Consider the following 23,429-nt stretch of genomic DNA (forward strand, 5'->3'; position numbering starts at 1 on the left):
TGTGTGTTCAAAAGGTCGCTTTTCAACACAAGATTCAATTCCGAATCACATCTTGAGCAGCTTCGTGATCAAAAGGGGACTTTTTGAACAACTTCATTAAGACTTGGACGACAATGCGTGCAAGTTCATCCTGTCCCTTTAGGGAGGGATGAACTTTTTTTCGTTCTAACGCTGATAAGGCAAAGGGGGATGGCCATGGGAAACGTTTCGTTCATATTGGCAGTGCAGCAGGACTTGACGATATTAGTAAATGAGCAAAGTCCGGATTATGCCCATATTCGGGCAGCTTTGCAAGGATTTGCGGAACTGGTGAAAAATCCGGGGGGCATACATACGTTTAAAATGACGCCTATCTCTTTATGGAATGCGGCAGCGAGCGGCAAGACGACAGAAGACATTGTACAGTTGCTGGAACGTTATTGCTCCTATCCGATCCCGATGAAGGCGAAGCAAGAAATATTTATGTGGATGGGACGCTACGGCTTGTTCGTTCTAGAAGGCGAAGACAAGGAAGCATATTTGACGCTTCATTCTACAGATGAGCGGGTGCTGGAGCGGTTTATGACTGATCCCGAAGTCGGGGTTCTCTATTCTGGCAAACCGCAGTGCGGTCGGATTGCAATTCAGGCGAAGCATCGGGGCAGACTGAAGCGGGCACTCGCCAGAGCAGGCTATCCGGTTATCGATAAGGTAGGTTTCCATGACGGAGAGCCTTTATCTTTTCGACTGGCTGGCAATGGCGGATTTCGACTGCGTCCATACCAAGAGGCGGCGGTGCAATCATTTATAGGAAGCGGCGAGCGCGCGGCAGGAGATGGGGTCGTCGTGCTGCCTTGTGGAGCGGGCAAGACGATTGTCGGCATCGGTGCAATGACGAGCTTGCAAAGCGAAACACTTATCTTGACGTCCAACACAACGTCAGTAAAGCAGTGGAAACAAGAAATTTTGAAATGCACGACATTAAAAGAAGAACAAATAGGTGAATATACGGGGGCGGCGAAGAAGGTACGTCCCGTAACGATATCCACTTACCAAATGATGACCTACCGCCAACAGCAAAATAGCGAATGGCATCATATGCGCTTGTTTCATGAACGGGATTGGGGTCTCATTATATATGACGAGGTCCATTTGTTGCCCGCTCCCGTCTTCCGTACGACGGCTGATCTTCAAGCGACACGCCGCTTAGGATTGACGGCAACGCTTGTTCGGGAAGATGGATGCGAGCGCGACGTATTCTCATTAATCGGGCCCAAACGATATGAACTGCCGTGGCGGCAGCTGGAAGAGGCGGGGTGGATTGCGCAGGTCGTCTGTACAGAGGTGCGCGTGCCGCTTACCGAGCAGGGGCGCAAACGCTATAATCAAGCGGGTGAACGGGAGAAAGCGCGGATTGCCGGTGAAAATGAAACGAAGGCTGAGACGGCCAAGCATATTCTTGAGCGTCATCCCGGTGTGCCTGCATTAGTAATAGGGCAGTATTTGACCCAATTAAAGGAATTGTCAGAGGCGCTGCAAGCGCCGGTGCTGACCGGACAGACTCCGCAGGAGGAACGCGAACGCTTATATTCGCAGTTCAAACAGGGTGAGATTCAAGTGCTTGTCGTCTCCAAGGTGGCTAATTTTGCCGTTGATTTGCCAGATGCGACCGTGGCCATCCAAGTGTCTGGCAGCTTCGGCTCCAGGCAAGAAGAAGCGCAGCGGCTTGGCAGACTGCTGCGGCCGAAGTCGGATGGACGGAAGGCCTATTTCTATACGCTCGTGAGCGAAGAGACGAAGGAAAGAGACTATGCCATGAAACGCCAATTGTTTCTAGTGGAACAGGGCTATCGTTACCATATTGAGAAAGGGGAGGAACAACATAAATACGTGGCAGCTATTCCAGCGGACGGAACCGGTTGATGATTACCAGCCCCGGCAGTACTGGATGCGGTATGCAGAATACCCGGGCGAGATCGTAAGGGTGTTTGCATCACTAAGCATGGCGCTGCGTTCGTCTTTTACGATCATGCTGAGAGAAGCGGGACCGCTCCCGTTTACATTTGACACGCTTAGGAGCTGGCATGGTCCTGAAATGCCAGGTGCAATGCTGCAAATGGCGTGCAGCCCGCTGATGGACCTTGGTCTTCTCGCCAGTGTTCGCAAGACATGGGGAGAACGCATGCTATTTATTCCGTCAGATGTGTACGAGCGGTTATTGGGTTATTTACTCGAACAGCAGCATCTTCAGCCAACGACCGTAGTGATCGATGAGGCCCTCCTGCAACCGATCGGCGGGGCTATTGAAGTCGGCTCTTCCATCGAAGCGGCCAAGGGGCTGCCGCTCGATATGTTTCACTTGCTTGTGTTCGCCATGAAGGAGGGACTGCCCCTCACTTCCAAAGGGACGCTTCATAAGCGGGCCATCTCACGGCTCGCTGCGCTATTCCGGACGGATGAGTCGGCTCTCTCTAGCTTCGGGGTGAACTATCCGTTCGCAGACACGCTTCCGCTTACCGTCGCGATCGTCATTGATATGGCGCTTCGATTCGGACTGCTGAACAAGGAAGCGAACCGTTATGTCGTGAACGAAGCGGAAATGAGAGTATGGTTGCATCGCACCATTCAGCAATGGCTGGATGTAATCGCGCAAAATTTGGTGGAGCATTACGTGACGGCGGAACCGCGTGTGCGGCATATGATTCACGCCGTCCTTGAACTCGGACGTGGAACAGCGTGGCATCCGGACAGTGAAGTGATAGAGCGGCTTCTTGCGATGGGCTGGCTTGCGAATGACGAGTCACAGCGAGTCCGCAATCGTGAACTCATCCGGACGTGGCTCCGGGCTGCACATGCAGTCGGTCTGTGCGATGTTGGGGCGAGTGGCGAGGATTGGGTGTTTCGCATCGTGGAACGTGATGCGGAAGCGGTAGAAGGGGGCTTCTTCGTACAGCCTGATTTTGAAATTGTGCTCCCGTCCGATACACCGTTCGTGCTGCGCTGGGAGCTTGAGGCGTTTGCCGAAGCACAGAGCTCTGATCAGATGGATATTTACCGGTTGACGAGGGGCTCGTTCGAGCGCGGCATCGAGCAAGGTCGGACGAAACAATCAGTGCTGTTATTTTTGGAGAAGCATGCCTGGTCTGGCGTGCCCGAAAATGTTCAAGATGCTCTTGAACTGTGGAGCCAGCAATACGGGCGCGTCCAATTCGCCGAGGTCGTTCTGCTGCGATGCGCCGACAAGGATGCTGCGGACATGATCAAAGAGGAATTGGCCAGTGCTGAGCCGTATGCACAGTGGGTTCAACCTATTGGCGAGCAGGACTTCGCAGTCGATCGTCATCATATTGCCGAGTTGTCGCGATCACTAGAGCGAATCGGTCTTTCTCCGCTGCAACGCTGGGAAGGAACGGAGGAAGATGCGGGTCGTATGGCGCAAATATGGGAGGACGAATATACGTCAATCCCGCTTGAACAGGAGGGCACAGCGAAAGGGATGGTTTACAGCCCTTCCTCATTGCAGTATTATGAAATTGAAACCGAATCGCTGGGTGGGGACGAAATCTCGTCGTCGTTTCACGATGTACCTAGTTTGTGGACGAAGGCGCTTCGGCCTTTCCATGAATCTACGAAGAAGGACATGGTGACGACCGCCATCCAACGGCAGCTGCAGTTGGAGGTAGAGCGTGCGGGCGAATCCGTCCTCCTGCTTCCTGTATCGCTGGTGGTGACGGATGATGGAGCGTGGAAGGTGGAGGCGCATATTGTTGCCGGTCCGTCTTCATCCCAACTTCAGCTTCTGTCAGCGAGCGAATGGGAACAAATGAGACTGATATTGCCCGATGTGACGATTTGAGCGTCCGACCTTACAACTATATACAGAATTGAGCGTGATAACGTGCCTGTAGAAAATGTTGAACCCGCTGTCGATATGGCCGTTCTGCTCACAAACGCTTACGAATTGGGAGATATGATTAACCAGTCGGCGGAAGTTGCCGAATATTTATACTGGAAAGAACGTGTCGATAGCAGCGAGGCAGTCAAAGACCTTGTGCGCGAATTCTCCCGCAAGAAGGAGAGGTTTGAAGAAGCGGAACGATTCGGGCACTTTCACCCTGATTATCATAAGGCCCAGGAAGAAGTGCTCGCCGTTCAAAGCCAGTTGGATGCCATAGAAGAAGTATCTTATTTCAAGCAAGCCGAGCAAGCGGTGGATGAACTGCTGCACCGTTTGTCTGAGACGATCGCATTTGCGGTATCAGATACAATTAAAGTTCCTGGCAATGATCCTCAACCATCCGGGGGCTGCGGCAATGGTTGCAGTGGCAGTTGCAGCAGTTGTTCGTAAAGGAATCACACGCACTTATAGTGTGTGATCAAAAGGGGACTTTTTGAACAACCTCTTATTAGGAAAGCGAGGAAAATCATGTTTCCTGAACGCACAGGTTTTATCATATGGGTAAGTGACGTGAAAGCGGCACGAAATCTGGAAAAATACGGAGCGCTCCATTATATTTCGCGTAAAATGCTGTACGCTGTGCTCTATGTCAATGCAGACCGGGCGGAAGACACACTTAAAAATGTACGACGTCTCAATTATGTAAAAAAGATAGAGCGATCCTACCGCAATGAGCTCAAAACGGAATACAGCAGCGAAGTTCCGGATAAGACCCGCTTTTACGGAATGTAAAGGACAAATCAAACCGTTTTCTTTCAAACATTACTGAAAGAAGACGGTTTTTTTTGCTTGAATGTTAAAGTTTGCCTAAATTCTGGTATAATATGATATGCTAAACTTGAGAACGAAGTGAGCTTCATGTAATATAATGGGTAAATATACATAGACAAAAAGACCTAACGTGGTGGAGAGTGGAGGTATCCAGTGAGAGACAAGGTAATGGAGCGATGGAGCACATATGAACCTTTCTATGTCTTGTTAGGCGATAAGAAAGTGGCGGATATCGTCATTACAAATCACGCCAAGTCCCGCTGGAGCGACCGGATCGCGAAAGAGGAGGCGGATGCCGAATCGATCGCCGCGTTTATGTGGGATTGTCTTAAGCAAGAACGGATAGCGTCATATTATCGCAATGAACAAGATGTTTATTTGATCGATGAAGACATTGTGGTCGTAGCTGAGTTTGCCCAATCCGATCGGGATTTTGACCTAACTGGTGAACCAATGGTCAAAATGATCGTCGTTACATTCCTCGGCAAAATGTCGGAGACGATGGAGTTGCGTGATTTGAAGACGTACTACTCTTGGTTGCGACATACGAGACGCATGACGCTGGTCAAGAACAGCCGCAAGCATAAATAACGATATAACGCTAGAGCCGTTTCCAATAGGGGAGACGGCATTTTATTTCTTTGATAACGAGTCATTATGATGGAACATCATTGGATGAAACAGCGTGAAGCCGTTTCGATTTGCCCGCTCTTATGCGTTATAATACATATACTTAAGGCTTGAGAGAGGATGAAGGGCGGATGGGGTTGAATTTTCACCAGCTTCATATATTTTATAGCGTAGCGACGCGAGCGAGCTTCTCTGCTGCTGCGCAAGCGCTGCACATGACGCAGCCGGCGGTGACGATGCAAATCCAAGCGCTGGAAGAGTATTTCGGAACGAAGCTGCTGCATCGTTCTACGAAGAAGCTGCAGCTTTCTGAAGCTGGACAGAAGCTTTTTCCTTATGCGCAGCGCTGTCTCGAGCTTGTTCGTGAGACAGAGGAAATGATGTCGAACTACACGCTCGATCTGCAGGGGAAGCTTGTGCTGGCCGCTAGCTTGACGATTGGAGAATATGTGCTCCCCCATGTGCTCGGCACATTCGCGAAGCTGCATCCGCAGCTTGATATTCACCTCCGAGTTATGAATTCATCGCAAATCGCTGAAGGAATTCGTTCGCAGCAGCTCCATCTCGGCCTTGTCGAGGCGCCGGTAGCTGATACCGATATTAGCTTGGAGCCGGTCATGGAAGATGAACTGTTGCTCATCGTGCCAAGAGAGCACCCGTTGGCGCAGACGAACGAAGTGGAACTGCAGGACGTGTTGACGTATCCGTTCGTTCTGCGGGAGCAAGGCTCGGGTACGCGTCTCGTTATGGAAGAGGCTTTGCGCGAGCAAGGAGTGCACCCAGAGCAATTGCAGGTTGTGATGGAGCTCGGCAGTACGGGAGCGGTCAAGTCGGCAGTGGAGGCCGGAATCGGCCTGACGATGCTCTCGCCTTCAGTCGTAAGGCATGAGCAAGCGCTTGGCTTGGTGAAAGCTGTCCGGATTCAGCATATTCGTATGAAACGCCAATTTTATGCCGTGCATGCGCAGTCTGGACTGCTATCGCTGCCGGCGACTACATTTCTTACATTTCTGCGAAATAGGCAAGGAAAGGGGTTGCTGCAATGACACCATTTTTCGATGGACCTGAGTCTATGGCAACGAACGATGCTTCATTACTATCGACAGAAGGGCTTGAGGGGTCTCCCGCCTCAGCAGGCGGCGCCGATCTGCACAGTCATACGACATCTTCTGATGGGATGATGACGCCGGCAGATAACGTCCGCCTTGCCTGCAAGGCGGGGCTTGAGGCGCTTGCGATAACAGATCACGATACGGTTGCCGGGGTGAAGGAAGCGCTGAAGGCTGGACAGGAATACGGCGTGCGCATTGTGCCAGGGGTTGAGATTAGCACGGTGGAGGACGGAATTGATATTCATGTGCTCGGTTATTTCATGAATATTGAGGATGAGCTGTTCCTAGAGCGCTTGGCCAGCCTGCGCGCCATCCGTGATCGGCGCAATGACATGCTCGTGGCCAAGCTGACCGAGCTGGGCATACCGCTAACGATGGACGAAGTCATCGCTGAATTGGGGCGCCCGTTATCCCCAGGCGAGACGGTAGGACGCCCCCATATTGCCGATGCGCTTGTACGGCGCGGAGTGGTGCGCAATATGCAGGAAGCGTTTGAGCTTTATCTTGGCACCGGCGGAAAGGCTTACGTCAACCCGCCGCGTATACGCCCGCACGAGGCGGTGGCTTGGATACATGCGGCCGGAGGTGCCGCTGTGCTCGCCCATCCGGGCTTGTATGGGTCGGATGAATTGGTAGAGCGCATTGTGGGAGCTTCGCCTTGGGACGGCATAGAGGTGTGGCATTCTGATCATTCGTTAGAGGACAGCAAGCGTTACGGCGTTCTGGCAGCGCGTTGCGGGCTCATTATGACAGCAGGATCGGACTTCCACGGCGCCCGCCGCGGCGAAGTGTTCCATGGAGCGCTGGGCGGCCGCCGGGTCGGAATGGAGGCAGTGGAGCGGCTTCGCAGCAAAGGCGACAAGTATAAAGTAAAGGGATTATAGTATACAGGAAGGCTAAATATCGTTAAGGAACGCCACGAAATTCTAACTGTGATTGCGTTTTACTGGGAGAGGAGGGGCGAAATTATTGAATCAACAACATTTCGATCCCAATGTTCAATCTGAACGGCAGCTCTCAAATGAGAAGCTGATACGTGACCGACGACTTTTTGTAAAAGCGGCTATTTTGTATGCCGTGTTGTTCATGCTCAGCATCCGATTTCCCCACGGATATACTTGGTTCGAAGGAATAATGAATTGGCTCGGCATCCCTACCGTATTTCAGATCGGGAATAATACGAGAATAATTCTAACCGGACTTCCCCTATTGATTGGGGTGATCGTGATGTTGCGGATGCTTGCCCGCTCCTTGAGCCGCAAGCGGGTGCGGATCGGCATTATGGCATTCCTGCTGCTGGTGTGGGCGCCGAATTATGCGGTCAACTTGTATCAGACTTGGTTCGGAGGAGGGATCTACGCGCTTCAGTTCGAACAGACTATAGGCAGATGCCAATTACAACACGGAGTTGCGTACTGGAAAGGGGAATGCAGCCTAAAGGCCGTTAATTACGAGTCGCGGACGGTGCGAGCTTATGTGACTCTCCACGCAGATGATCTGGACGGAACGCACGCTTCCTTGAAGGAACTTCCGCTCGGCGAGGTCGATTTCTCTCCTGGACATAGTGTAGCGGTAGTCAAAGTCCATCTGCCGGATTCTGAAGCTAACTCTAAAAATTCCACAAATGTTGCTGTTTCCAGCACGATATTATTCCAGCAAGCAATCGTGACGGATGGCAAGCGTGTCCGCAATTTGTCAGACACGCGGTGGCGCAGAGCCGATACATGATCAGTATGCTTCGCAAGACGTAGGGTGGGCGAAGCAGAGCTGCTATCATAATTTAAGGCTGTCGAAACTCTCTCGACAGCCTTGCTTTAGCCTGACACGGAGTCAGGCTTATTATTTTTTGATTATCAATGGCTGCTCTGCAATTCTTTTGTTGCACTTGAGCTGCGATATGCAGTTGAGTACCGGATGGGCACCGTCCGACAGTGAGCAATGTTTCGCGCTTTTATCCCCCGGACTTCATCGTGACCGGCATCTGGTCGATTCGCTTGCTGTCCGGCGTGATGAACAGCGTCTTCTGCCGTTCATAAATGACGAATCCGGGCTTCGCTCCATTCGGCTTACGGACGTGGCGAATCAGCGTGTAGTCGACAGGGACTTGGCTTGAATTTTTGGCTTGGCTGAAATAGGCGGCAAGCTGCGCCGCTTCCTCTAGTGTAGTGTCTCCGTATTGCTCGCTTCGAATAACGACGTGCGATCCTGGGATATCCTTCGTATGCAGCCACGTATCGTTCGGCTTTCCTAGCCGATTACTTACATATTCATTTTGCAGATTGTTCTTGCCGACATAAATCGGAATACCCTCTGACGAAGTAAAGCAATGCAGCGTAGGGCGGCTATCCTTCTTTTTACGTTTCCCCTTGCGATTGCGATCGCGCAAATATCCTTGCTCGACAAGCTCTTCCCTTATTTCCTGCGCGTCCTGCACGTTCGCCTCACTCAGCTGCAGCAGCAGCGTCTCGAAATAACGATTCTCCTCTTGCGCCGCTTCCATCTGCTCTTGCACGACCGCAATGCTGTTTTTCGCTTTGTTGTATTTTTTAAAATACCGTTGAGCGTTATCAGAAGGCGACAGCAGCGGGTCGAGCGGTATCGTTATCGTTGCGCCGTTCTCATCGTAGAAATTGAGGAGCTCCACCTCTTTGTCACCCTTGGAAATGGTGTGGAGCGAGGTGAACAGCAGCTCGCCCATAATACGGTGGCGGTCTGCATCTCTGGCCTCATGCAGCGTCTCGGAAAGCTTCTCCAGCTTCTTGGTATTCTTCATGCGCTCCTGTTGCAGGAAGCGGGTTAAGTCCCCGACCCGTTGCTTGATCATATCCCGTTCCGCTTTGTTCCCGTAGAAGGCTTCTATACAGTCGCTCATCGACTCGAACGTCGACGCAATGCCGGAAATATGCGTCAACGATACTGCTGAGAAGTAGGTTTTGCCATGATCGTCTTCGACAAGCGTAGGCATATAATGATGCTCGCGAATCTCATTCATGAGTCCAGCAAAAGCATTCCACAGAGACTGGATATTCGACTCGGTCGTGAGGCTTTCCTCGCGCGCGAGGCCAGAGCGAAACACAATCTCTTCAGCCAAACGGGGGCTAATGCCAGACATGTGCTGGACAAGCCATTTGGAGCCGGTCATGTTCACCCGCGTCTGTTCGCTCTCTTGCGCTTGCTCGTTCTCCTGTGTGTCGCTTTCATTGTTCCACAGGGAACGGAACTGTGACTCGCTAACCGTCAGCGGATTGGACTTATGCTGCTCGGGAGGCGCCGTATAAGCAAATCCAGGCATGACGATGCGATAACTGCTGATGGCCGGCGTGACATGGTGTATGCCGTCGATGATCGTTGTGGCCGATGGATCGAGCAGGATGACGTTGCTGTGTCGTCCGGTCAGCTCCACGACGAGCGTCTTCACGGACTCATCTCCGAGCTCGTCCCGCTGGCGAATTTGCATATGGACGACGCGCTCCATGCCGACTTGTTCGACACGCTCAATAATGCCGCCTTCACAATTTTTCCGCATCAGCATGCAGAACATTGGCGGTTCTGGTGGATTGGAGAAGGTTTGCTCCGTGAAATGAATGCGTGGATAGGTCGGATTGGCGGAGAGCAGCAGCTTGCGATTTTTTCCAGCTACCCGCATGTGCAGCAATAAGTCGTGATCAGTCGGTTGATAAATTTTATGAATGCGTGCACCGATCGTCTGCTGCAGTTCATGAACGATTGCGCGGGTTACGATTCCATCTAAAGACATAATAGTTCTCCTATCTATCGCCTCTGCGATCCAATGGATAAGTACGTGTTCAAAAAGGGATAACCCCTATAAGTGCTGCTTGCTGCTGGGCAACCAGAGCAGGACTCATACGGATGGGACTGCATCCCTTAATGTTGGAGCTATCTCCTATGATGCCATATTTTTGCGCAAAACTTAAGCACTGGAAGGAACAATGGGATATTTTTAGACTCGTCCGAATAGATTTAGCCTAAAGGCTGTCTGCTTGGACGCGCTGTACGGCCGCCAATGCATAGCCATTATTGCGTGACAACCTCTATTATTGGGTAGGAAAGGGGAACGGACCATGGATCAAATCAAGTGGCACCAGTTAACGGCGAATGACTTGCTTCATGCGCTGGGGGTCCACGCCGAGCAAGGATTGTCGGACGAAGATGCGGCAGCGCGTCAGGAACGCTACGGGCGCAATGAGCTGTCAGAGGGGAAACGCGTGTCGCCATTGGCGTTGTTTTTCAACCAATTTAAAGATTTCATGGTGCTCGTGCTGGCCGGGGCCACGCTTGTATCGGGAATGCTCGGGGAATATCTCGATGCCATCACGATCATCACGATCATTCTCCTTAATGGAGTGCTCGGCTTCGTGCAGGAATTCCGGGCGGAGCGTTCGCTGCGTGCACTGAAGCAGCTCTCTGCCCCTATGGCAAAGGTGATGCGATCCGGCAAGCTATGCCACATCAATGCGAACGATCTAGTGCCAGGTGATATCGTGCTCCTGGAAAGCGGGGACCGCTTGCCAGCTGACGTCAGATGGCTCTCGACGAGCAGCTGCTATGTGGAGGAATCGGCGTTGACAGGAGAATCGGTTCCTGTAAACAAGCACCATAAATCGATTAGACAGGACGAATTGCCGTTAGGAGATTTGAAAAATATCGGCTTCATGGGAACGATGATGACCCGAGGTACGGGGAGGGGCGTCGTTATACGGACAGGGATGGACACGGAGATGGGCAAAATTGCGCACATGATTGAAAACACCGAATCCATGGATACGCCACTGCAACATCGTCTGGATCAGCTCGGTAAAATTCTCATTATTGTCGCGCTTGCGCTCACCGTAATGGTCGTAGTTGCCGGCATACTTCACGGACAACCAGCGATGGGCATGTTCTTGGCCGGCGTCAGTCTGGCCGTGGCTGCTATTCCTGAAGGGCTGCCTGCCATTGTGACGATTGCGCTCGCGCTTGGCGTTCAGCGCATGATTAAGCGCAAAGCGATCGTGCGCAAGCTGCCTTCCGTGGAGACGTTGGGCTGCGCTTCGGTCATTTGTTCGGATAAGACCGGGACGCTTACGCAGAACAAAATGACAGTTACCCGCATTTGGATGGGCGGAAGAGCACTGGAAGTAAGCGGGGAAGGCTTTGAGCCTGCAGGTCAAGTCACCGAGCAGGGTAAGCTGCTCGACATGAAAAATGATCAAGCGCTGCGGCGGTTTCTGCAAATTAGCGCGCTATGCAACAATGCTGTGCTGTCTGAGTCCTATCCGTCCGAGTTGCGTTCGACGAAGGGGATCGGCCAACAGACGAAGAAGGCAAAAGAAGCGAAGAAACAGGGAAGTGAGGAGTTAAAACCGATATGGGACATTAAAGGAGACCCGACAGAAGGAGCGCTGCTTGTACTGGCTGCCAAGCTGGGAATGACATCGCAGACATTGGGCGGTATGTACGCGCGTATGGAGGAGTATCCTTTTGACTCGGAACGGAAAAGAATGTCCGTCATCATAACACATCAAGGCGGAAGAAACGTGCTTACCAAAGGAGCGCCTGACGTGCTGCTTGACCGCTGCAACTATATATTGTGGGATGGCAAGGTGGTTCCACTCACAGCGGGCTTGAAGCAGAAGGCTCTCGCCGCGAACGAGGAAATGGCCAAGCAGGCCTTGCGAGTATTGGGACTAGCTTACCGCGAATTAAAAGCAAGCGAATCCGCGGCTCATGAATCCGCGGTTGAATCGCAGCTTATCTTCGTGGGCTTGGCAGGCATGATAGATCCGCCGCGCCGTGAAGCGAGGGATGCGATTGCGGTCTGCCGCCGCGCTGGCATTAAGACGGTCATGATCACGGGTGACCATCAGCTGACAGCGGAAGCGATTGCGCATCAGCTCGGCATCATACCACATGGCGGACAGACGGTGAACGGTGTCCAGTTGGCACAGATGGATGACGATGCGCTCGACAAGGTCATCGATACTATATACGTGTATGCGCGCGTATCGCCAGAGCATAAGCTGCGCATCGTAAAATCGCTTCAGCGTAAAGGGCATGTCGTCGCCATGACCGGCGACGGGGTGAATGATGCGCCAGCGATTAAAGCGGCCGATATCGGCATCGCAATGGGCATTACGGGAACGGATGTGTCGAAGGAGGCGTCGGCACTCATTTTAAGCGACGATAACTTTGCCACCATCGTTGCCGCGATCGAGGAAGGCAGGGGCATTTACGAGAACATTCGCAAATTTATCCGCTATTTGCTTGCTTCCAATGTCGGCGAAATATTGGTAATGTTCTTTGCTATGATGCTCGGACTTCCGCTGCCGCTCGTCCCTATTCAGATTTTATGGGTGAATCTGGTGACCGATGGACTGCCTGCCATGGCGCTCGGTGTCGATCAGCCGGAGAAGGATTTAATGGAGCATCGGCCGCGCACGGCGAAAGAGAACATTTTCGCTCGGCGTTTGGGATGGAAAATAATAAGCCGGGGGCTGCTCATTGGCGTATGTACACTGATCGCGTTCTGGCTTACGTGGAGTGTTGACCCGAACAGCGCGGAGCAGCTGACGAAGGCGCAATCAGTTGCGTTCGCGACGCTTGTAATGGCTCAATTGATTCACGTCTTTGATTGCCGCAGCTCACGTTCCATCTTTCACCGGAATATTTTCCAGAACCGGTATTTGGTACTGGCCGTCGCATCGTCAATCCTGCTTCTGTTGGCTGTCTTATATGTCGAGCCGCTGCAGCCTATATTTAAGACAGTTCCGCTTCATTTCCGAGATTGGGCGATTACGTTTGTCATGGCTGGCATTCCGACATTTTTAATGGGCATTGGCTCCGTATTGAGTGGACAAAAATCCGGGAAATCTGGAGGGAAGCCGGCATATACTTCCAATCGGCGTGCCGCGTAGTTCTGATTGCAGAAGCTTTCCGCAGGAAACATACTTCGGAAGCATCGGCTCTTCGAGGGTGAACACAAGATTCGACTTCGAATCTATTTCCTGTTACACTGCGTGAGCAAGAGGGAATTTTTGAACTAGAGGAATAGTACAAACATTGGTGCACTCCGTGAATACACATTCCCGCTCGGATTGCGGTATCCTAGTGACATCAGTCAGGGACGGCCGCCCGCATGAGGAGTTGGGGATGAAATGTTATTCACGAAAATGCATGGGTTAGGCAACGATTTTGTCATCGTATACGGAGAAGAGACACTGCCCGACCGGGTGGCAGAGCTGGCGATTACCGTCTGTGACCGTCACTTTGGCGTAGGTGCAGACGGGTTAGTATATATTTTGCCTTCCGTGCGGGCTGATTTTATGATGCGAATCATTAATTCTGACGGAACGGAAGCTGAACAGTGCGGCAATGCGATCCGCTGTGTTGCCAAATATGTCGTCGATAACCGCCACGCTGTCTCAGACGAGCTGACGATCGAGACGAGAGGCGCTGGTGTGCAGCGGGTGCAGCTGAACCGGGTTAACGGGAAAGTTGAATCGGTACGGGTCGACATGGGTGAACCTGTCTTGGAGGGGCTGAAGGTGCCGACCACGATCGATGAGAAGCAGATTGTCGCTCATCCTATAGAAGTGGACGGCAGGTCATTCCAGTTCACGGCGGTATCGATGGGCAATCCGCATTGTGTCATTTATGTGGAAGATGCTGCTTCCTTCGACTTCGCTGCATGGGGGCCGAAGCTGGAAACCCATTCGCTGTTCCCTCGCAAAATAAATGTAGAATTTGCAACGGTCAAGTCGCACAGCGAAGTGGACATGCGCGTATGGGAGCGAGGAGCAGGGCCAACGCTTGCCTGCGGAACGGGGGCATGCGCCACGCTTGTGGCGAGCGTGCTGAACGGATTGACGGACCGTCAGACGACCGTATCGCTTGCTGGCGGCGAACTGTGGATCGAATGGGATGCGGCGGATAATCATGTGTATATGACCGGGGCCGCTGAGGTTGTATTTGAAGGCCGCTGGGCGTAAGTTAAGTTTGGTCCGCGGATGTCCTGTCCGTCCCATCAGGACGGACGACCGTTTTTGTAAGGTGTACACGCACAAGCGTAGAAACGAAATACACATATATGAATTTTCATGAAAAAAAGGCGCTCCAGCGGGGCGTCTTTTGTTTCAAGAATGAACGTTTCTTGTTAGAATGTAGGATAAGTCATGTTCAACAATCATGGGAGAATGGGGTGCAAGACAGGATGAAAGACTTTCGCGAGGCGTTACAAGAGCAGATCATTGTCGGCGATGGTGCGATGGGAACCTATTTATATCAGCTTGGATATCCTGTTGGCATTTCATATGAAGCATTAAATGTAAGCGAACCAGACATGATTCGCGATATCCATCAGCGTTATGTAGCAGCGGGAGCTCGCTTGCTTGAAACAAATACATTTACGGCCAATCGTGAGAAGTTGTCCAAGCACGGTTTGGAAGACAAGGTAAAGGAAATTAACCGCGCAGCAGTCCGCTTAGCTCGTGAAGCGGCGCAGGACCGCGCATATGTGGTGGGGGCGTTAGGCTCCATCCGTGCGGGGAAACGGGAAAATATTCATACCGATCAGGTGAAGCTCGATTATACGGAACAGTTGTCTTCTTTATTAGAAGAAGGCGTGGACGGCATCATGTTCGAAACGTTCTATGATTTGGAGGAAATGCGGCTTGCACTCCAGATTGTTCGCAGCTTGGATGAACAGGTCCCTATCATTTGCCAGTTCGCCGTAGAAGAATCGCAGCGGACAAAGGATGGGGTAAGGCTGCTCGATGCTTTCCGTATTTTGCGTGAAGATGGGGCTGATGTGGTCGGCTTGAATTGCCGCATGGGTCCAAATGGACTGTTGCGAGCGATGGAAAGTGTCCAAGGTCAAATTGCGCTGCCGATGTCCGCATTTCCGAATGCGGGGCTTCCGGACTATGTTGACGGACGCTATAATTTCGTCGCGACTGCCGAATATATGGCGGAGAGCGCCGTTCATTTTGCCCAGATGGGCGCCCGGCTTATCGGAGGGTGCTGCGGAACGACACCTGAACATATTCAGACGATTGCCGCAGCATTGCAAGATATCGACGTTCCTGCATTGCCGCTCAATACTGAATTGGATGCAGCCAACGGGGATATGAACAGATTGGAGGTTCAACAATATCCCCATAATATAGAAGAGATAGGGGACGGCGATCAGGCGGCAAGCTCTATCGTCGATATGGTTCGTACGCGACATACTGTCATTGTTGAGCTGGATCCGCCGCGCGACTTGGACATTGCGAAGTTCATGAAGGGAGCGGAGGCGCTGCAAAAAGCTGGGGCAGATGCGATTACGTTGGCGGATAACTCGCTTGCCGTTACGAGAATGAGCAATATGGCGCTCGGTTATCTGGTATTGGATAAGCTTGGCATGCGGCCGTTGGTTCATATCGCATGCCGCGACCGCAATCTCATCGGCACTCAGTCCCATATGATGGGTTTGAACGTACTTGGCATCGACCACGTGCTGGCCGTCACGGGGGATCCGGCGCGATTCGGTGATTTGCCTGATTCCAGCTCGGTTTACGATTTGACTTCCTTTGAAATTATACGCATGATTAAGCAGTTGAACACAGGCTTAGCGTTCTCTGGTAAGCCGCTCAAACAGCGAGCCACCTTTGTCGTCGGGGCAGCTTTCAATCCGAACGTGAAGCATTTGGACAAAGCCATCACGCGTCTCGAGCGGAAGATTGAAGCGGGAGCGGACTACATTATGACGCAACCGGTATATGACGTCGCGTTAATCGAACGCATTGCTGAAGGAACGAAGCATCTGAACGTGCCGATCTTTATCGGCATCATGCCGCTGGCGAGCGGAAGAAACGCGGAATATTTGCATAATGAGGTTCCAGGCATCGAGCTTTCCGATGAAGTCCGAGGCCGTATGAAAGGACTCGAAGGTGAGGCGGGGCGCCAGGAAGGCGTAGCAATCGCCAAAGAGTTGCTGGACGTAGCAGTAAATCATTTTAAAGGCATTTATTTTATGACTCCATTTATGTTCTATGAAATGACGGCCGAATTGACGCAATACGTATGGGAAAAAGCGGAACGGCAGACAGACCCCTTGTTTCGACCAACATAATCAATTAAAATAGGATAATGGATGTGGTTCTCATGGTTTACAGCATGACCGGATATGGTCAGTCCGCACGCGAGATTGGCGGATACAAACTAAGCATTGAAGTGAAATCCGTAAACCATCGATATTGTGAAATCATGCTCCGCATGCCGCGTGAATGGACAAGTTACGAAGATCGTCTGCGCCGTATCGTGCAGCAGCACGTGAAGCGCGGCCGAATTGATGTGTTTATTAACAAGGAGCGTGAAGGTGAAGCGAAGACGCTGGTCGAAATTAACGACCAGACGCTCGAAGCTTACATGCAAGCCTCTCAATTGCTCCGTGATAAATATGGCGTATCGGGAGAATTGTCCGTTGATGATTGGCTTCGCCTGCCTGATATTATTACGATCCGAGAAGAGACATCATGGTCCGAGGAAGAACTTGCTTCTTGCTTGGAATCGGGATTGACCGAAGCAATGGATGGATTATGCCGGATGCGCGCCATGGAAGGCAGCCACCTCAATCGGGATCTGGCAGAACGGCTGGGCCGTTTACAGTCGCTTCATATGGAAATGATGGAGTGGGCTCCGGTTGTTGTGACCGAGTACCGAACCAAGCTTAAACAGCGTATAGAGCTACTGTTGGATGCGAATTCTTCCTTTGACGATCACAAGTTCGGCATGGAAGTAGCATTGTTTGCGGAACGCTCCAACATTGACGAAGAATTAACGCGGTTAAAGAGCCATTTTGGACAGTTCGGACAGCTGCTCCATAGCAGCGAACCGATAGGACGCAAGCTTGATTTTCTTATCCAGGAAATGAATCGGGAAACGAACACCATCGGCTCCAAGGCGAACCATTTGGAACTTGTCAACCGGGTCGTCGACATGAAAGCTGAGCTGGAAAAGATTCGCGAACAAGCCGCGAATATTGAATAAACTAGGAGCGTTCGAATTTAGAGGGAGGACCTGTAATGGCGATCAAGCTGATTAACATCGGTTTTGGTAATATTGTATCTGCCAACCGAATTATTTCCATCGTGAGCCCGGAATCGGCTCCGATCAAACGAATCATTCAAGAAGCACGTGACCGCCATATGCTTATTGACGCTACATACGGTCGTCGAACACGTGCGGTTATCATTACGGACAGTGACCATGTCATCTTATCCGCCGTACAACCGGAGACGGTAGCGCACCGTTTATCAACTAAGGATGACGACAACGACGAATAAAGATGGAGACGAACATGAATAAGGGGTTATTATTTGTGCTTTCCGGCCCGTCTGGAGTCGGTAAAGGCACGGTGTGTAAGGCGCTTCTGAAAAAAATGCCTGATTTGATCTATTCCGTGTCCGCCACGACCCGCCAGCCGCGGATCGGCGAGACGGACGGCGTGAATTATTTTTTCAAATCACGCGAACAATTTATGCAGATGATCGAAGAGGATCAATTGCTTGAATATGCCGAGTATGTAGGGAATTATTACGGCACGCCGCGCGATTTCGTCGAGCGCACACTCGAGGAAGGACGCGACATCATCTTGGAGATTGAAGTCCAAGGTGCGCTGAAAGTAAAAGAAAAGTTCCCTGACGGCATTTTTATATTCTTGCTTCCGCCTTCGCTGGACGAGTTGAAGGACCGTATTCGCGGTCGCGGAACGGAGAACGACCACGTCATCGATCATCGTATGAATGTAGCGGTTGAAGAGATCGCGCTCATGGCGAACTATGATTATGCGGTCGTGAATGACGAGATTGACTTGGCTTGCGAACGTATAGAGAGCATCGTTATTGCCGAACATTGTAAAATTGAGCCTAATGAATAGGCTGAGCAGGGCGCACTTTTCACGAAGTGTGCCTTGTCACGGTTCATTGTCGATACACGCTTCGGACTAAGTAAATCAGTCAAGAAGCACTAAGAAAAGGAGTGTTGAACTATGCTTTATCCATCTATTGATGAACTGATGAAGAAGGTAGACAGTAAATATTCTTTGGTCGTTGCCGCTTCTCGCCGGGCGCGCCAGCTGCGTGACGGAAACCGTACGGAGATGACTCAGCCAAAATCGCACAAGCAGGTTGGTGTGGCGTTGGAGGAAATTTACGGTGATAATATTTTTATTCAACAAGGTACACAAACGCAAGAACGCTCAAAAACGGTTCTGTAATTGCGTGTTCAAAAAGGGGCTTTTTGAACAACCTCTGTAACGGAAAACGCGTATCGTATGCGGGCTGCTTGGATCGGGGTCTGCTTATTCAAGCAGGGATATCGAACCAAGTATGCTCTTAAATGAGTCTATAATCCAAATAACAACCGAAAGGTTGTTATTTTTTTCAAGGTTGTATATTTTTAATGTAATGAAAAAACGCTTGCATGAAACGTAACGGAAAGGCGGGAGCGTATGCTGCAAGGGAAAACGATAGTGCTCGGAGTTACTGGTGGGATCGCGGCTTATAAAGCCGCGGCTCTATGCAGCAAATTAAAGCAGGAGGGTGCGGAGGTGCACGTCATTATGACGTCGTCCGCCACTCAATTCATCTCGGAATTGACGTTTCAGACGCTGTCGCGTCAGAACGTGTATACAGATACGTTCGATGAACGGGATGCATCGGTCGTGTCCCATATTCATTTGGCGGATCATGCCGATTTGGTCCTTATCGCACCGGCGACGGCCAATGTGATCGCGAAGATGGCTCATGGACTTGCCGATGATATGCTAACGACGACCGTGCTGGCGACGATGGCCCCGATCTTGGTGGCTCCGGCCATGAATGTGCATATGTACGCTCACCCTGCGGTGCAGCAGAACATGGACGTGCTGCGGCAACGAGGCGTCATGTTCATTGAACCGGAAGAGGGTCTGCTTGCTTGCGGATATACGGGCAAAGGCCGGATGGCTGAACCGGAGCATATCGTGGAGCATGTGAAGCAGTGGTGTGCCACAGCAAAGGAACAAGCCGTCAGTGAGGTGGCGCTGCCAAGCAAGCTGGGCCATGATGCCGAACTTCAACCTGGACTGGGCGGCGGGGAAGAGTTGCTGTCCGGCCGAACGGTGCTGGTCACCGCAGGCGGTACGCTGGAACGAATTGATCCGGTCCGCTATATTACGAACGATTCTTCCGGGAAAATGGGGTTCGCCGTTGCAGATGCGGCACGCAGTATGGGAGCGAAGGTTATTCTCATAGCGGGACAGACTCAGGTTGCTCCACCGGAAGGCATGGAGGTTATCGCGGTCGAATCGACCCAAGATATGTTCGATGCGGTGACGTCCCAATACGACAACGCCGATATTGTCATTATGACAGCGGCCGTGGCGGATTATCGGCCAGTTAACCGGGCGGCACAGAAATTAAAAAAGACCGGTGAAAAGCTAATTATCGAGCTGGAGCGCAATCCGGATATATTGGAGGAGCTGGGCAAGCGGAAAATGCATCAGTTCCTCGTCGGATTCGCGGCAGAGACGGAGCACGTAGAGCAGTATGCCATCGATAAGCTGCGGCGCAAACGGCTTGATCTGATTGTAGCGAACGATGTGTCGCGTTCTGATGCAGGGTTCCGTTCGGACAATAACGAAGTGTTGATCTATGAGGAACAAGGCTTGGTGGAACGCATTCCGCTCATGGCGAAGACGGGAATCGCGAAGCGTCTGCTGCACATCGTAGCTGAACGGCTTCCGGCAGGTTCCGGTCAGCGGATGCTTACTGCCGAAGAGGTGCGTTCGCTTGAATAGAGATGGAGTAGTGATGACGATGAGCTTCGGGACAGAGTCGGGCTTCGAAGAGGAACGGCATGGTCTTGTGGCTCAAGTCATTGTGGATGTATCAAGTAAAGCAACGAACCGTCCGTTTGACTACGCGGTTCCCGACGACCTCGCGTCGTGGGTGGAAGTCGGCAGCCGGGTTGGCGTGCCGTTCGGCGGACGCACGGTTCAAGGCTTCGTCATCAGATTGTCGCATTATACCGATGTGCCGCTGCATCGTTTGAAGCCGCTGCAGCAATTGCTTGATGTCGTCCCGCCGCTGCCGCCAGACTTGGTGGAACTGGCACAATGGATGAGCGCCCGCTATGTCTGTACGCAGACAGCCGCCCTGCAGGCGATGATTCCTGGGGCGATGAAAGGCAAGCGGGAGAAGGCGGTGCAGCTTGGGGAGGATGCGATTATTTTTCTGCAGCATCCTCATCATTCCGCTGCCTCCCTGCTCGGGGAACAGTTCGAGCTATGGCCTGCCTCTGTGCTGGATCACCCGCTGACGCGTGAATTGTTGGCTTATGTGAAGCGGCATGAACCGATAGCAGCACCGAAGCTGCTGCAGGCTTTTCCGGATGCGGCACGACTTATCAAAGAGGCAGTGCAGCACGGATGGCTCGTAGAGACGGAGCGAATTAAGGACCGTATCGGAGTTAAAAAGCTGAAGCGGGTGCAGCTAGCTGTCGAGCAGGCGGAGCTCAATGAACTGCTCGAAGCGCTCGGCAGTCGAGCTCAGCGCCAGCGCGAGGTGCTGGCACAGCTGCTGGAATTCGGAGGCGAGCTGCCGCTTAAGGATTTGAATACTTCCGCCGTGAAGGCGCTGCAAGCGAAAGGCTATGTCGTTGTCGATGAAGTGGAGGTTATGCGCGATCCATTTGCGCACCGCCAGTTCCAGCCGTCGCGACCGTTGCCGCTCACAGAAGAGCAGCAAGGTGTATTTGACTCCTTGATTGAGGCGTTGGATGCTGAACGGCATCAATCGTTCCTGCTGCACGGCGTGACCGGCAGCGGAAAGACGGAAGTGTATTTGCAAGCGATTGATCGCTGTCTGCAGTCAGGCAGAGAAGCGATCGTGCTCGTGCCGGAAATTTCGCTCACACCGCAGATGGTTGAGCGTTTCAAAGGCAGATTTGGTTCCAAGGTGGCTGTGCTTCACAGCCGTCTGTCGCAAGGGGAACGGTATGACGAATGGAGAAAGATTCGCGAACGCCGCGTACAGGTGGCTATTGGCGCGCGTTCTGCCGTGTTCGCCCCCTTCGCCCGCATCGGGCTTATTATAATGGATGAAGAGCATGAGACGTCCTATAAGCAGGAAGAAACGCCAAAATATCATGCGCGGGATGTGGCGATAGAACGTGCGCGGCAGCACGGGGCAGTCGTTGTACTCGGTTCCGCTACCCCGTCGATGGAAACATATTATGCAGCCAGGCTGTATGGCAGCGATACGTTGCCGCGCGGCCTAGAGCCGCCGGCCTGGAATTTAGCGTCTGTCGCCATGCCGACCCGTGTCGGCGGGAGAGAGCTGCCGCCGGTCACAATTGTAGATATGCGAGAGCAGCTGAAGCTGGGCAACCGCTCTATGTTCAGCGCTCCGCTGGAGAAGGCACTGGAAGAGCGGCTTGAACGGAACGAACAGACGGTGCTCCTCCTGAACCGCCGCGGTTACTCCACCTTTGTCATGTGCCGGACGTGCGGCTATGTGGCTCAGTGCCCGGAATGCGACATTTCGCTTACGTACCATATGAAGACCGGCCATATGCGCTGCCATTATTGCGGCCATGCGGAACGGGCTCCTTCGGTTTGCCCTTCCTGCGAGAGCGAGCATATTCGCTATTTCGGAACGGGCACGCAGCGGGTGGAGGAGCAGCTGGCAAGACGATTTCCAGGCATTCGCGTCATCCGCATGGATGTGGACACAACATCGGAAAAAGGCTCACATGAACGGATGCTGCAGCAATTCCGTGAACGGAAGGCCGATGTGCTGTTAGGCACACAAATGGTGGCAAAGGGACTCGATTTTCCCTACGTTACGCTGGTTGGCGTTATTGCGGCGGATTCGGCATTGCATATGCCTGATTTCCGGGCGGCAGAGAAGACGTTCCAATTGCTCACCCAGGTGGCCGGCCGCGCAGGACGGCACGATTTGCCGGGCGAAGTTGTCGTACAGACGTATGCGCCGGAGCATTATTCCGTCCTTCACGCGTCGAAGCACGATTATGCGGCGTTTGCATCTGACGAGCTGCGCCATCGGCGCAATCAAATCGTGCCTCCGTTCTGCCGCTTGGCGCTCCTGTCGATGACGCATGAGCAGTTGCCGCTGCTCGTCCGCGTAGCGGAGAATGCTGCAATGCGCTTAAAGGAGCTGGCTGAACAGCATGGCTGGCTCAAGCCGCTTGATTCGCACGCGGACGCGGTGGACATTCTCGGTCCGGTCGCTTCTCCGATTCCACGGATAAAGAGCCGCTACCGTTTTCAATGCGTCATCAAATGCAGAGGCAACGTGGATTTATCGGGACTGATGGCAGAAGCGATGGCTGAATTTGATTCCATCTCGAAAGAGCAGGATATTTGGTTTAGCGTCGATATAGATCCGCAGATGATGATGTAGTTGTATTGAAAATAGTTATGAGAAATCATTTATAGATAAAAAAGGAAGGTGTGCCTGATGGCATTGCGCATCATTGTACTTGAACCGGATCCGGTTCTTCATCAAATCGCGAAGGAAGTACCTAAAATTACGCCCAATATTCATAAGCTGCTGAACGATATGGCGGATACGATGTACCATGCCGAAGGCGTAGGGCTCGCCGCTCCGCAAATCGGCATTTTAAAGCGTGTTATTGTCGTTGATGTCGGGGACGAGCACGGATTAATCGAAATGATTAACCCCGTTATTGTGGAGACGGAAGGGGAGCAGTTCGGGCCTGAAGGCTGCTTGAGCATTCCCGGGCTGAACGGTGACGTTCGTCGGCATCAGAAGGTAAAGGTGAAGGGACTGGATCGCCACGGCAATGAATTTACGCTGGAAGCGACTGATTTCTTGGCCCGCGCCTTCCAACATGAGATCGACCATTTAAACGGGGTGCTCTTTACTGAAATTGCGGAACTCGTATATGAGGTGCCCCGCGAAAGTAGGGAATAA

19 protein-coding genes are annotated in these 23,429 nt (G+C 52.2%); 18 read left to right on the forward strand and 1 reads right to left on the reverse strand.

Going from position 1 to position 23,429, the window contains the following annotated elements:
• Positions 1-195 precede the first annotated feature (195 nt).
• From M3650_RS00570 to M3650_RS00605, 8 genes are all read left to right on the forward strand, one after another.
• Complete coding sequence (locus tag M3650_RS00570; RefSeq protein WP_251571551.1) at positions 196-1,902, forward strand: DNA repair helicase XPB; 1,707 nt, start codon at positions 196-198, stop codon at positions 1,900-1,902.
• Positions 1,903-1,927: 25 nt separating this feature from the next.
• Positions 1,928-3,835 (forward strand): helicase-associated domain-containing protein, encoded by a 1,908-nt coding sequence (locus M3650_RS00575; RefSeq protein ID WP_251571553.1) that lies wholly within the window; start codon positions 1,928-1,930, stop codon positions 3,833-3,835.
• Between the two features lie 75 nt (positions 3,836-3,910).
• A complete protein-coding gene (locus tag M3650_RS00580) occupies positions 3,911-4,327 on the forward strand; it encodes a YlbF/YmcA family competence regulator (protein ID WP_036705773.1) in 417 nt (138 codons plus the stop codon).
• Positions 4,328-4,405: 78 nt separating this feature from the next.
• Positions 4,406-4,669, forward strand: coding sequence for a YlbG family protein (locus M3650_RS00585; protein ID WP_019424851.1), 264 nt, complete (start codon positions 4,406-4,408; stop codon positions 4,667-4,669).
• Positions 4,670-4,861: 192 nt separating this feature from the next.
• Positions 4,862-5,299, forward strand: a complete 438-nt coding sequence (locus M3650_RS00590; protein WP_251571555.1) for a hypothetical protein — start codon at positions 4,862-4,864, stop codon at positions 5,297-5,299.
• Positions 5,300-5,469: 170 nt separating this feature from the next.
• Entirely contained in the window at positions 5,470-6,384 is a 915-nt protein-coding gene (locus M3650_RS00595; protein WP_251571557.1) for a selenium metabolism-associated LysR family transcriptional regulator, read from the forward strand.
• Positions 6,381-7,334 (forward strand): PHP domain-containing protein, encoded by a 954-nt coding sequence (locus M3650_RS00600; RefSeq protein WP_251571559.1) that lies wholly within the window; start codon positions 6,381-6,383, stop codon positions 7,332-7,334. The genes M3650_RS00595 and M3650_RS00600 overlap by 4 nt, the downstream gene beginning before the upstream one ends.
• A gap of 85 nt (positions 7,335-7,419) precedes the next feature.
• Positions 7,420-8,178, forward strand: a complete 759-nt coding sequence (locus M3650_RS00605) for a hypothetical protein (RefSeq protein WP_251571561.1) — start codon at positions 7,420-7,422, stop codon at positions 8,176-8,178.
• A gap of 223 nt (positions 8,179-8,401) precedes the next feature.
• Here M3650_RS00605 and M3650_RS00610 read toward each other — a convergent pair whose 3' ends face one another.
• Positions 8,402-10,207: an Rqc2 family fibronectin-binding protein gene (locus tag M3650_RS00610; RefSeq protein ID WP_251571563.1), complete on the reverse strand. Its 1,806-nt coding sequence runs from the start codon at positions 10,205-10,207 to the stop codon at positions 8,402-8,404.
• 325 nt (positions 10,208-10,532) lie between these two features.
• Between M3650_RS00610 and M3650_RS00615 the strand changes: the two genes are divergently transcribed.
• The 10 genes from M3650_RS00615 to def all read left to right on the forward strand — a co-directional run bounded on the left by M3650_RS00615 (position 10,533) and on the right by def (position 23,429).
• The gene (locus M3650_RS00615; RefSeq protein ID WP_251571565.1) at positions 10,533-13,364 is read left to right on the forward strand and encodes a calcium-translocating P-type ATPase, SERCA-type; all 2,832 of its coding nucleotides are present in this window, start codon (positions 10,533-10,535) and stop codon (positions 13,362-13,364) included.
• A 240-nt stretch (positions 13,365-13,604) separates the two neighbouring features.
• A complete protein-coding gene (gene dapF, locus M3650_RS00620; protein ID WP_251571567.1) occupies positions 13,605-14,438 on the forward strand; it encodes a diaminopimelate epimerase in 834 nt (277 codons plus the stop codon).
• A 221-nt stretch (positions 14,439-14,659) separates the two neighbouring features.
• Complete coding sequence (locus M3650_RS00625; RefSeq protein ID WP_251571569.1) at positions 14,660-16,561, forward strand: bifunctional homocysteine S-methyltransferase/methylenetetrahydrofolate reductase; 1,902 nt, start codon at positions 14,660-14,662, stop codon at positions 16,559-16,561.
• Between the two features lie 32 nt (positions 16,562-16,593).
• Entirely contained in the window at positions 16,594-17,478 is an 885-nt protein-coding gene (locus tag M3650_RS00630; protein WP_251571571.1) for a YicC/YloC family endoribonuclease, read from the forward strand.
• Positions 17,479-17,513: 35 nt separating this feature from the next.
• Complete coding sequence (remA, locus tag M3650_RS00635; protein WP_005548256.1) at positions 17,514-17,774, forward strand: extracellular matrix/biofilm regulator RemA; 261 nt, start codon at positions 17,514-17,516, stop codon at positions 17,772-17,774.
• 14 nt (positions 17,775-17,788) lie between these two features.
• Positions 17,789-18,367: a guanylate kinase gene (gene gmk / locus M3650_RS00640; protein WP_026011406.1), complete on the forward strand. Its 579-nt coding sequence runs from the start codon at positions 17,789-17,791 to the stop codon at positions 18,365-18,367.
• Positions 18,368-18,478: 111 nt separating this feature from the next.
• Positions 18,479-18,706, forward strand: a complete 228-nt coding sequence (rpoZ, locus tag M3650_RS00645) for a DNA-directed RNA polymerase subunit omega (protein ID WP_019424862.1) — start codon at positions 18,479-18,481, stop codon at positions 18,704-18,706.
• 234 nt (positions 18,707-18,940) lie between these two features.
• Positions 18,941-20,269, forward strand: coding sequence for a bifunctional phosphopantothenoylcysteine decarboxylase/phosphopantothenate--cysteine ligase CoaBC (gene coaBC / locus M3650_RS00650; RefSeq protein WP_251571573.1), 1,329 nt, complete (start codon positions 18,941-18,943; stop codon positions 20,267-20,269).
• A gap of 19 nt (positions 20,270-20,288) precedes the next feature.
• On the forward strand, positions 20,289-22,895 hold the full coding sequence (gene priA / locus M3650_RS00655) for a primosomal protein N' (RefSeq protein WP_251571982.1): 2,607 nt from the start codon (positions 20,289-20,291) through the stop codon (positions 22,893-22,895).
• A 57-nt stretch (positions 22,896-22,952) separates the two neighbouring features.
• Positions 22,953-23,429, forward strand: a complete 477-nt coding sequence (def, locus tag M3650_RS00660; protein WP_019424865.1) for a peptide deformylase — start codon at positions 22,953-22,955, stop codon at positions 23,427-23,429.

The sequence above is a fragment of the Paenibacillus sp. MER TA 81-3 genome (genome assembly GCF_023713585.1).
Lineage (GTDB): Bacteria > Bacillota > Bacilli > Paenibacillales > Paenibacillaceae > Paenibacillus_B > Paenibacillus_B profundus.